Origin of the sequence: Agrococcus citreus, from assembly GCF_039527715.1 — a bacterium.
GTDB classification, from domain to species: domain Bacteria; phylum Actinomycetota; class Actinomycetes; order Actinomycetales; family Microbacteriaceae; genus Agrococcus; species Agrococcus citreus.
Genome location: NZ_BAAAKK010000005.1, coordinates 375,277 through 386,559, shown reverse-complemented (window position 1 = coordinate 386,559; position 11,283 = coordinate 375,277). Strand labels below are relative to the sequence as shown.

Below are 11,283 nucleotides of genomic sequence, written 5' to 3'. Positions count from 1 at the left end.
CCCCGCCGAGTCCGCCTCCCAGTCGACCACCACCTCCGCGAGGAACCCGTAGCCCGGGCGGCTCTGCTCGGTGAGCGGCTCGTCGCCGCGGTCGTCGCCGTAGATGCCGATCGCGGATGCGCCGACGAAGGCGCGCAGACCGCTCGCGGCCGCGAGCTCGGCGAGCCGCCTCGTCGGCCCGACCCTGCTCTCGCGCACGCGACGGCGGTGGTCGTCGCCGAAGCGGCCGAAGATCGAGGCGCCCGCGAGGTGCACGAGCGCGTCGACGCCGTCGAGCAGGTCGGGAGCAGGCGCATCCGGATCCCAGTGCCGCTCCCCGGGCCCGGGCTCGTGCCGGACGAGCCGCACCACGCGGTGCCCGCCGGTGCTGAGGAACGCCGCGAGCGCGGTGCCGATGAGCCCGGATGCACCGGTGATGGCCACGGTGATCGGCGCGGCGCCGAGCTCGCGGTGTCGGGCGAGGTCGTCGGCGAGCTGCTGGTGGCGGTAGACGAACATGGGCCGCAGCAGCCGCGAGCCGACCTGCGTCTCGACCCGGTCGTGCATGATCGTCGCGTCGCCGAGCGGCTCGAACCGGTGCTCGTGGCGCCAGTGCAGCGGGGCGAGGGCGACGGAGGAGAGCCCGTCGCGCACGCGCTCGTCGACGAATGCGCGGCCCGAGACGTAGCCGGCCGGATCGTGCTGCGCGACCCAGACCTGGCCCCCGGGCAGGGCGAGCTCGGCGCGGCCGTCGGCGAGCGACGTCGCCTCCCGGCGCGGAGCGCCCGGCAGCCACGGCGGCGAGAGGCGCTGCAGCGCGCCCGGCCGCTCATGCCACGAGAAGACCTCGTCGACGGGAGCCTGGATGACGCTGCGGTGCTCGATGCCCATGGCGCGAACGTACGCCCCGGTCCTGAGCGCGCTCGCTCAGGCCCGGGGCGTCCGTGCTGATCGTCGAAGCGTCAGTGACCGGTGCTGTCCGCCGGGCGCTGGACGTCGCCGTCCCAGCCCGACTCGGCCGCCTGCTGCGACGGCGCCTGCTCGGCGATCTCCTTGAAGCGCTTGAGGTCGTTGCCGATCTGCATGTCGTCGACCTGCAGCAGCGCGCCAGCCTGCTCGACGAGGCCCTGGGGCTTCCAGTCGATCTGCACGTTGACGCGCGTCACGGCGTCGTCGATGCGGTGGAAGGTGACCACGCCGGCGTGCGTCTCGCCGTCGGTGCTGCGCCACGCGACGCGCTCGTCGGGGTGCTGCTCGGTGATCTCCGCGTCGAACTCGCGCTCGACGCCTGCGATCGAGACCTTCCAGTGCAGCTGCGTGTCGGTCTGCTGCGTGATGGAGTCGACCCCGCCCATGAAGCGGGGGAACTCCTCGAACCTCGTCCACAGCGCGTAGACCGCGCTGATCGGGGCGTGGACGTCGATGCTCTCGGTGACCTGCGGCATTGCAATGCTCCTAGCTGTCGTCGGACGGGGATGGCGATGCTACGCCGCGGCGGCTGGGAGACTCTCGACCAGCTGGCGGAAGCGCTGGAAGTCGCAGCGCACCGCGAGCTCGTCGAGCTCCGGCGCGTCGAGCGAGACGTCGCCGCGCGGCTCCCAGCGCACGTGCATCGTGACGCATGTCATGCCCGGGTCGATCTCGGTCAGCTGCGCGGACCAGAACGTCGTGGTGGCGTCGACGCTCGACCACGCGATGCGCTCGTCGGGCACGTTCTCGGTGATCACGGCGTAGAACGTCTCCGGCACGCCCGCGATCGAGACGCGCCAGCGCAGCCGCTCCTTCGTCTCGGCGAAGACCGACTCGACGCCGGTCATGAACTCCGCGAACTGCTCGAACGAGGTCAGCATCCGGAACACCTCGGAGCGGGGTGCTGCGACCTCGAAGGATTCGTCGATCTGCATCTTCACTCCCGACACTTGCGACTTCGACCGGGGTTGTACCCCACCGGAATCCTTCCACTGTCCTGAGGCGCTCACAATGAGCCGGTTCCCAGGTTGGGGCCCCCGCAACGCGAGCGCAGCTCCATTGAGGGCCGGGCGCATCCGCCCAGAACCGTAGGATTGAGGGCATGTCCAAGGTCCTCTCCTCCCTGCCCGTCGGCGAACGCGTCGGCATCGCCTTCTCCGGAGGCCTCGACACGTCGTGCGCCGTCGCGTGGATGCGCCACAACGGCGCCGTGCCCTTCACCTACACCGCCGACATCGGCCAGTACGACGAGCCCGACATCGACGCGGTGCCCGGGCGCGCGAACGAGTACGGCGCGGAGGCCGCACGACTCGTCGACGCGAAGGCGTCGCTCGTGGAGGAGGGTCTCGTGGCCCTCGCGACGGGCGCCTTCCACATCCGCTCCGGTGGCCGCACCTACTTCAACACCACGCCGCTCGGCCGCGCCGTCACGGGCATGCTGCTCGTGCGCGCCATGAAGGAGGACGGCGTCGAGATCTGGGGCGACGGCTCGACCTACAAGGGCAACGACATCGAGCGGTTCTACCGCTACGGGCTGATGGCGAACCCCGCCCTGCGCATCTACAAGCCGTGGCTCGACCAGCGCTTCGTCACCGAGCTCGGCGGCCGCAAGGAGATGTCGGAGTGGCTCGTCGAGCACGGCTACCCCTACCGCGACGCGACCGAGAAGGCCTACTCGACCGACGCGAACATCTGGGGCGCGACGCACGAGGCGAAGACGCTCGAGCACCTCGACGAGTCGATGGAGATCGTGCAGCCCATCATGGGCGTGAAGTTCTGGGACGAGTCGGTGGCGATCGCGACCGAGGACGTCGCGATCCGCTTCGAGGCCGGTCGCCCGGTCGCGATCAACGGCGTGGAGTTCCCGGATGCGGTGGCGCTCGTCATGGAGGCGAACGCGATCGGCGGCCGTCACGGCCTGGGCATGAGCGACCAGATCGAGAACCGCATCATCGAGGCGAAGAGCCGCGGCATCTACGAGGCACCGGGCATGGCGCTGCTGCACATCGCGTACGAGCGGCTGCTCAACGCGATCCACAACGAGGACACCGTCGCGACCTACCACGAGCAGGGCCGCCGCCTCGGTCGCCTCATGTACGAGGGCCGCTGGCTCGACCCGCAGTCGCTCATGCTGCGCGAGTCGATCCAGCGCTGGGTCGGCTCGTCGGTCACGGGCGAGGTCGTGCTGCGCCTGCGCCGCGGCGAGGACTACACGATCGTCGACACTCGCGGCGAGGGCTTCTCGTACCACCCCGACAAGCTCTCGATGGAGCGCGTCGGCGACGCGGCCTTCGGTCCGGAGGACCGCATCGGCCAGCTGACGATGCGCAACCTCGACATCGCCGACTCGCGCTCGCGGCTCGAGGCGTACGCCGCCGCCGGCCTCATCGAGGGCGAGACGGCAGCGCTGCTCGGCGCGCTCGAGATCGGCCGCTCGAACGAGATCATGGCGTCGCCGACCGACGACCCCGAGGCCGTCGAGAACTGGAACGACCGCGCGGCGATGGACCTCGGCACGGACTGACCCACGGACACCCGCGGTCGGTCGGACGCGAGCGTGGGCCTACCGGGACGCCCCGCGACGCTCCGCCAACCGCGACACCGGTCATTCGACCTGTGGCGCGGCGCCGAGCGCCGCGAGGTAGCTGGCGAAGCCGCCCTCCACGCGGCTCCGCGTGCGACCGGACGTGTGCACCGGCGGTCTGAGCCGCTCGTCGATGATCGCGCCGGCGCCGCGGAGCCGTGCGACGAGGTCGACGTCCTCATGCAGGGGCATCGGCGCGACGCCGCCCACGAGCTCGAGCGCAGACGCCCGCACGCCGAGGTTCGCACCGTGCACCGCGGCCGCCGCCGGCAGCTCGTCGTGCAGCGCGTGCCATGCGGCCAGCGCGGCCGGAGACAGGTGCGAGGCCTCCGGCACCACCCTCCCGACGTGGACGTCGGAGCGGCGGGCGGCGTCGAGCTGATCGAGCATCCAGGTGCGCGGGACGGTGCTGTCGGCGTCGGTCATCGCCACCCAGGTCTGCGCGCCCCCGCCCGCCGCTCGCCAGCCGTCCAGCCCGCGCGCGATGCCCGTGCGCCTCGCCACCCCGACCGAGCGCGCGTCGATCTCGACGACCTCGGCCCCAGCCTCGCGTGCGATGACGGCGGTGGCGTCGGTGCAGGCATCGGCGACCACCACCACCCGGGTCGCGACGGCGGGCTCGCACTCGGCGAGCGCGGCCCGCGCAGCGGCGATGCTCGCGAGGCAAGCCCCGATCGACTCGGCTTCGTCGCGCGCCGGCACGACGACGAGCATCCGTGCGACGGCAGCGCTCACGCGGGCACCAGCACGTCGAGGAGGAACGCCTCGTCGCGATGCTCGACCACGCGGCGGAGGCCGGGAACCGAACCGGCCATCGTGTGCACCTGCTCGGCCGAGGCGAGCATGTCGTCGCCCTCACCTCGCCAATGGCAGAGCACGAGGTGCGCACCGCGGTCACGGCTCTCCTCGACCAGGCCGCGCAGCACTTCCGCGTCGAGGTAGGAGCCGAGCTCGCTCAGCACGACGAGGTCGACGTCGGCGGCCGGCAGCCCGTCGGCAGCGGCGCGGTGCTCGACCCACGCGTTCGGCAGCCCTGCGAGCGTGCGGCGCCCCTCCGCGAGCGCGGGGAGCGAGGCGTCGACGCCGAGCGCGCCGTCGCAGCGCGCGGCGAGCTCGGCGGTGAGGGCGGCGGTGCCGCAGCCGACCTCGACCGCCAGCCGATAGCGCTCGTCGGGCAGCGCCGCGAGCACCGCCGCCCGCTTGCGGCGCTCGTACCAGGAGGTGCGGGTCGACCACGGGTCGCCCTCCGCGAGGTACCGCTCGTCGAACGGCATGGGCTCCGCGCGCGGTGCGAGCACCAGCCACTCGTCACCCGCGAAGCGCTCGAGCATCGCGGGGGTGAGCACGGCGCGGTCGGCGGGATCGCCCGAGAGCGGCGCGACCTGCGAGCGGTGCGCTGCGATGGCGGCCGCCTTCGCGGCGCGCGCCGAGGCGTCGAGCGGCACGCGGCGCAAGGGCAGACCGTCGAGGAGCCCTGGCTCGCCCCACAGCCACGCCCAGATGGGCGCCCAGGCGCAGTGGCGGCCGGCCTCCCGCGCGATCGCGGCGACGGCATCCCCGACCGCGTCGTGGTCGGGGTGTCCGTCCCGCGCCCATGGCGCGAGCACGAGCCCGTCGTCGGGCAGCGCCGCGATCAGTGGCTGCACCGCTGCCACCAGCTCGCGCCGGTGCGCGTCGACCGCGCCGTCGGGCATGCCGAGCCGGAGGATGCGGGCGCCGAGGCCCGCGAGCGCCGTCTCCTGCTCGTGGCGGCGGCGGGCGGCGAGGGCCCGGGGCATGAGCGTCGGCGAGCCGGGGTGCGAGCCCTCGCCGTCGGTCGCGACCACGACGGTGACGGGGATGCCGCGGCGTGCTGCCTCCTGCATGGAGCCGAAGGCGCCGAGCACCTCGTCGTCGGGGTGCGCGGCCACGACCAGCAGCTCGCCCGGGGTGTGCTCGAGCGAGGGCGCGTCGCGCATCGCCGGGCTGCGCAGCCACGCCTCGTGCGGCGTGCCGGCATCCTGGCCATCGAAGCGGGGCGCGCCGCTCGTCACCATGCGCTGCCTCCTGCGGCGGCCAGCTCGGCGACCGCAGCGCCGAGCGAGGCCTGGTCGCGCTCGGCATGGTGCTGCCGCACGTACAGGTGCAGGTCGGCGACCCGCCGGGCGTGCTCGGCCTCGAGCGCGAGCGGCGCGGGGCCGAGGGCGCGCGCGACCCGGGCGAGCGCCTCGTCCACGGCGCGCGCGACGATACCGCGCGTCCGCAGCGCGAGCGTGCCCGGTTCGACCGACGCGTCACCGGCATCGATGCGCCGTGCGGCGTCGGCGAGGGCGAGCCGCGACGCCGTGAGCGCCTCGTCGACCGCACCGAGGTGCGCGAGCCGCAGCGGCGCATCCCCGGTGGCGCCGAGCAGGCGCCGAGCGACCGCGACCGCGCCGCCGTGCCAGCACGCAGCGACACCGATGCCGCCCCACGCGAAGCCGGATCGATGCAGGTACCAGCCGGGCTCGCCGACAGGCTCCGCGACGGCGTCGTCGAAGCGGACCGGCCCCGAGGGGATGCCGACGAGCCCCCGCGCGTGCCACGCGCCCTGCACGACCTCGACGCCGGACTGCCGCAGATCGACGTCGACGAGGACGCGCGCATCGCCCTGCCATGCCGAGACGAGCGCGCGGTCGAGGCGATCGGCGAGCGAGCACCACGGCTTCTCTCCCGTCAGCCTCCCGTCGCGCAGTTCGAGCCTGCTGCCCGGGCCCTCGGCGGCGAAGACGCCGTAGGCACCCGCCCGCGGGGGCAGGCCCGCCTCGGCGAGGATGGCGACCGCGTCGAGGTGCGGCTCGATCGTGCGCGCGACCTCGAGGTCGTGCGCGCCGAGCGTGGCGAGCGCTTCGAACCGCTCCGCCGTGCGGCCGCTCGCGGGCAGGGGCACGACCGCCGCGAGCGCGGGCCCGGCGGCGAGCGCATCGGCAACGGTCGATGGCAGCGCGCCGAGGACAGTCAGCAGCGCGAGCGCGCCGTCTCCGCGATCGATCGTCGTGCTGGGCAGCGGGGTCGAGGACATCGCACCATCCTCCCTCGGGTGTCCCCCAAGCGCGCTGTGCTGTACTGAGCGCGTGAGCGATGCGCTCGAGCAGTTCTCCCCCGCGACCCGCGCGTGGTTCGCTGGCGCGTTCCCGGCGCCGACCGCCGCGCAGTCGCAGGCGTGGGCGGCGATCGCGCGCGGCGAGCACACGCTCGTGGTCGCCCCGACCGGCTCCGGCAAGACGCTCGCGGCGTTCCTCTGGGCGCTCGACCGGCTGCAGCGCGAGGATGCGACGCCGCACGAGGAGCGCGAGCCCGGCGTGCGAGTGCTCTACGTGTCGCCGCTCAAGGCGCTCGCCGTCGACGTCGACCGCAACCTCCGCGCTCCGCTCGCGGGCATCGCGGCCCGCGGTCGCGCCGACGGGTCGGAGCCGCCGCACATCCGCATCGGCCTCCGCACCGGTGACACCCCGCAGGAGGAGCGGCGGGCGCAGTCGAAGCATCCGCCCGACATCCTCATCACCACGCCCGAGTCGCTCTTCCTGCTGCTGACGAGCCGCGCGCGCGAGACACTGCGCACCGTCGAGACCGTCATCATCGACGAGGTGCACGCCGTCGTGCCGACGAAGCGCGGCTCGCACCTCGCCCTGAGCCTCGAGCGGCTCGACGCGCTGCTCCCGCAGCCGGCCCAGCGCATCGGGCTCTCGGCGACGGTGCAGCCGGCCGAGGAGGTCGCGGCGTTCCTCGGCGGCCCCGCGCCCGTCACGGTCGTCGCGCCGCCGAGCGAGAAGCGCATCGAGCTCACCATCACCGTGCCCGTCGACGACATGACCGACCTGCGCGGCCCGCAGCGCGACGAGGCAGCGCCGACCGGCAGCGCGTTCGGCGCAACGAAGCAGGACACGCCGTCGATCTGGCCGCACATCGAGCGCGAGCTGCTCGAGCTCGTCGACCGGCACCGCTCGACGATCGTCTTCGTCAACGCGCGCCGAGCGGCCGAGCGGCTGACCGCGCGGCTCAACGAGCTCGATGCCGAGCGGCTCGACGAGGCGGAGGCGGCCGGGGCGCCGTCCGCGGGCGCGGGCGCGTCGGTCGCGGATGCCTCCGCGGCGGATGCGTCGACGGGCCGCGCGGGCACCGGCGTGATCCTGCGCGACGTGTCGGAGCACATCCGCCTGCGCCTCGCCGAGCGCGCCGCCGCGCGCGACGCCGCCGGACCCGATGCCGAGGCGCCGCCGCTCGCCCGCGCGCACCACGGCTCGGTCTCGAAGGAGCAGCGCGGCGAGATCGAGGACCAGCTGAAGTCGGGACGGCTGCGCTGCGTGGTCGCGACCTCGAGCCTCGAGCTCGGCATCGACATGGGCGAGGTCGACCTCGTCGTGCAGGTCGAGTCGCCGCCGAGCACCGCGAGCGGCCTGCAGCGCGTCGGCCGCGCCGGCCACAACGTCGGCGACGCGTCGCGCGGCGTGATCATCCCGAAGCACCGCGCCGACCTGCTGCACGCGACCGTCGTCGCCGACCGGATGGCGCGCGGCGAGCTCGAGCCCATCCGCATGCCGAGGCATCCGCTCGACGTGCTCGCGCAGCAGACCGTCGCGGCGGCGGCGATGGACGAGCTCGTCGTCGACGAGTGGTTCCAGACCGTGCGGCGGGCGGCGCCGTTCGCGCAGCTCTCGCGCGGCGCGTTCGACGCGACGCTCGACCTCGTCGCGGGCGTCTACCCGAGCGACGAGTTCGCCGAGCTGCGCCCTCGCGTCGTCTGGGACCGCGACGCCGGCACGATCACCGGCCGGCCGAGCGCGCAGCGCATCGCCGTCTCGAGCGGCGGCACGATCCCCGACCGCGGCCTCTTCGGCGTCTTCCTCTCGGGGCAGGAGGGCAAGCCCGGCGCGCGCGTCGGCGAGCTCGACGAGGAGATGGTCTACGAGACGCGCAACGGCGACGTCTTCGCGCTCGGGGCGACGAGCTGGCGGGTCGTCGACATCACGCACGACCGGGTGCTCGTCGTGCCCGCCTTCGGCGAGGTCGGCAAGCTGCCGTTCTGGCACGGCGACAACGAGGGCAGGCCGGCCGACCTGGGCGCCTCGATCGGGCGCGCGACCGCCGCGCTCGCCGCCGGCACCGGCTTCGAGCTCACGCACTCCGACGAGCGAGCGCGCCGCAACCTCGAGGCGTACGTGCGCGACCAGCTCACCGCCACCGGCGCGGTGCCGACCGACCGGCAGCTCGTCGTCGAGCGCTCGCGCGACGAGCTCGGCGACTGGCGGCTCATCGTCCACTCCCCCTACGGTCGGCGCGTGCACGCGCCGTGGGCGCTCGCGATCGATCGGCGGCTGCGCGAGGACAAGGACATGGGCGCAGCGGCCATGGCCTCGGACGACGGCATCGTCATCCGCATCCCCGATTCCGACGCCGACCCGCCCGGCGCCGACCTCATCCGCTTCGAGCCCGACGAGCTCGAGCGCATCGTCGAGACCGAGGCGGGCGGCACCGCGCTCTTCGCGAGCCGCTTCCGCGAGTGCGCGGCCCGCGCGCTGCTGCTGCCGAAGCGCGACCCCGCTCGTCGCGCGCCGCTGTGGCAGCAGCGGCAGCGCGCCGCGCAGCTGCTCGACGTCGCGAAGCGCTACCCCGACTTCCCCATCGTGCTCGAGGCGCTGCGCGAGGTGCTGCAGGACGCGTACGACCTGCCCGCGCTGCGGCAGATCGCCGAGCGGCTGCAGCACGGCGACATCCGCGTCGTCGAGGTCGAGACGCCGAGCCCGTCGCCGTTCGCGCACCACCTGCTGTTCGGCTACGTCGGCGCCTTCCTCTACGAGGGCGACGCGCCGCTCGCCGAGCGGCGGGCCGCGGCGCTCACGCTCGACCCGACGCTGCTCGCCGAGGTGCTCGGCACGACCGCGCTGCGCGAGCTGCTCGATCCGCTCGTGGTCGAGCGCATCGAGCTCGAGCTGCAGCGGCTCGCTCCCGACCGGCGGGCGCGCGGCCTCGAGGGCGCCGCCGACCTGCTGCGGCTGCTCGGCCCGCTCACCGTCGACGAGCTCGCCGAGCGCCTCGAGGGCGCGGAGGATGCGTCGCTCGATCGCGCGGGCGCCGCCGCGATCGCGACCGAGCTCGTCGACGCGCGCCGCGCCGTGCGCGTGCGGATCGGCGACGAGGATCGGGTCGCCGCGATCGAGGACGTCGCGCGGCTGCGCGACGCGCTCGGCGTGCCGCCGCCGCCCGGCGTGCCGTCGGCGCTGCTCGAGACGGTGCTCGACCCGATCGGCGACGTCGTCGCGCGGCACGCGCGCACGCACGGGCCGTTCACGGTCGAGGATGTCGGGGCTCGGCTCGGACTCGCCCCTGCCGTCGCGCGGTCGGCGCTGCGGGCGCTCGAGGCGCAGGGCCGCGTGCTCTCCGGCGCCTACCGGCCGGGGGGCTCCGGCGAGGAGTGGATCGACGCGCAAGTGCTGTCGAAGCTCAAGCGCCGCAGCCTGCAGGCGCTGCGCAGCGACGTCGAGCCCGTCGACCACGCCGTCTTCGCCGACCACCTGCTTGCGCACCAGCACGTCACGCGGCCGCTCACGGGCAGCGACGGACTGCTCGAGGCGCTCGACGGCCTCGAGGGCCTGCCGCTGCCGCTCAGCGCGCTCGAGACGCTCATCCTGCCGTCGCGCGTGAAGGGCTACCGCCCATCGATGCTCGACGAGCTGACCGCGAGCGGCCTCATCACCTGGGTCGGCGCCGGCGCACTCACCGGCAAGGACGGCCGCATCGTGCTGCGCGCGGCCGACGGGACGGCGCAGCGGCGCGACGTCGCGCACGACGACCCGGAGGCATCCGCGATCCTCGCCGCGCTCGCCGAGGGCGGGGCGCTCTTCGCCCGCCAGCTCGGCGACATGGTGGCGCTCGACCCCGCACGGCTCGCGGATGTGCTGTGGCCGCTCGTGTGGGCCGGGCGCGTGACGAACGATACGATCGCGCCGATGCGCGCTCACCTGCTCGGCGCTCGAGCGCGCGCTGCGCCGACGCCGAGCCGGCGCGCCTCGCCTGCGAGCCGGCGCCGCATCGGCCTCGCGCGGCCGTCGCGCTCCGACGCGATGCCGCTGCTCGCCGGACGGTGGCTGCTCGCGTCGAGCCCGGCCGGGTCGCCGACCGAGCTCGCCGCGGCCACCGCCGACGCGCTGCTCGCCCGCTACGGCGTCGTCACGCGCGGCAGCGTCATGGCGGAGGACGTGCCGGGTGGCTTCCACGGCGTCTACCAGGTGCTGAAGGCGTTCGAGGAGGCCGGCCACACCCGCCGCGGCTACTTCGTCGACGGCCTCGGCGCCGCCCAGTTCGCGGACGCACCGGTCGTCGACGCGCTGCGCGCGCGGCAGTCGAGCGGCCCGAGCGACGCGGTCGCGACCGTCTCCACCGTGGACCCGGCGAATCCGTTCGGCGCGACCCTCCCCTGGCCCGAGGCTCGCGGCGACCACAAGCCGACCCGGCGCGTGGGCGCGCTCACGACGATCGCCGGCGGCCGCCCGGTGCTGCACCTCGAGCGCGGCGGCAAGTCGCTGCTGACCTTCATCGACGACGAGGATGCGCTCGTGCGCGCGCTCGAGAGCCTGGCCGACGCGGTCGCGCGGCTCGGCGGCCGCCGGCGCGTGCTCGAGCAGGTCGACGGCCGCTCGTCGCTCGACGCCGACCTCGCGCCCATCCTCGAGCGGGCGGGCCTGCGCCGCACCCCGCGCGGCTACCGCATCGGGCCGTGATGCGCTGGATCCTCA

At 74.6% G+C, this 11,283-nt stretch carries 8 protein-coding genes; 2 read left to right on the top strand and 6 right to left on the bottom strand.

Going from position 1 to position 11,283, the window contains the following annotated elements; translation table 11 throughout:
• The 3 genes from ABD106_RS10670 to ABD106_RS10660 form a co-directional block, all read right to left on the bottom strand.
• Positions 1-870: NAD-dependent epimerase/dehydratase family protein (locus ABD106_RS10670; protein ID WP_343920184.1), on the bottom strand; the 870-nt coding region annotated here is incomplete at its 3' end.
• A 71-nt stretch (positions 871-941) separates the two neighbouring features.
• Positions 942-1,424 carry an SRPBCC family protein gene (locus ABD106_RS10665; RefSeq protein ID WP_343920183.1) on the bottom strand — a complete coding sequence of 161 codons (483 nt, stop codon included), beginning with the start codon at positions 1,422-1,424 and terminating at the stop codon, positions 942-944.
• A 39-nt stretch (positions 1,425-1,463) separates the two neighbouring features.
• Positions 1,464-1,883 carry an SRPBCC family protein gene (locus tag ABD106_RS10660; protein ID WP_343920181.1) on the bottom strand — a complete coding sequence of 140 codons (420 nt, stop codon included), beginning with the start codon at positions 1,881-1,883 and terminating at the stop codon, positions 1,464-1,466.
• A 167-nt stretch (positions 1,884-2,050) separates the two neighbouring features.
• Here ABD106_RS10660 and argG point away from each other — a divergent pair, with 167 nt between their 5' ends.
• Positions 2,051-3,472, top strand: a complete 1,422-nt coding sequence (gene argG / locus ABD106_RS10655; protein ID WP_343920179.1) for an argininosuccinate synthase — start codon at positions 2,051-2,053, stop codon at positions 3,470-3,472.
• Between the two features lie 81 nt (positions 3,473-3,553).
• On the opposite strand, the gene ABD106_RS10650 is transcribed toward argG, so the two are convergent.
• Genes ABD106_RS10650 through ABD106_RS10640 form a run of 3 tightly spaced genes read right to left on the bottom strand, consistent with a single transcriptional unit; the run spans position 3,554 to position 6,572 of the window.
• Complete coding sequence (locus ABD106_RS10650) at positions 3,554-4,267, bottom strand: glycosyltransferase family 2 protein (RefSeq protein ID WP_343920177.1); 714 nt, start codon at positions 4,265-4,267, stop codon at positions 3,554-3,556.
• Entirely contained in the window at positions 4,264-5,568 is a 1,305-nt protein-coding gene (locus ABD106_RS10645; RefSeq protein ID WP_343920175.1) for a PIG-L family deacetylase, read from the bottom strand. Before ABD106_RS10645 ends, ABD106_RS10650 begins: the two co-directional genes overlap by 4 nt.
• Positions 5,562-6,572 carry an acyl-CoA dehydrogenase gene (locus ABD106_RS10640; protein ID WP_343920173.1) on the bottom strand — a complete coding sequence of 337 codons (1,011 nt, stop codon included), beginning with the start codon at positions 6,570-6,572 and terminating at the stop codon, positions 5,562-5,564. The genes ABD106_RS10645 and ABD106_RS10640 overlap by 7 nt, the downstream gene beginning before the upstream one ends.
• A 52-nt stretch (positions 6,573-6,624) precedes the next feature.
• Here ABD106_RS10640 and ABD106_RS10635 point away from each other — a divergent pair, with 52 nt between their 5' ends.
• Positions 6,625-11,268, top strand: a complete 4,644-nt coding sequence (locus tag ABD106_RS10635; RefSeq protein ID WP_343920171.1) for an ATP-dependent helicase — start codon at positions 6,625-6,627, stop codon at positions 11,266-11,268.
• The last annotated feature ends 15 nt before the right edge of the window (positions 11,269-11,283 follow it).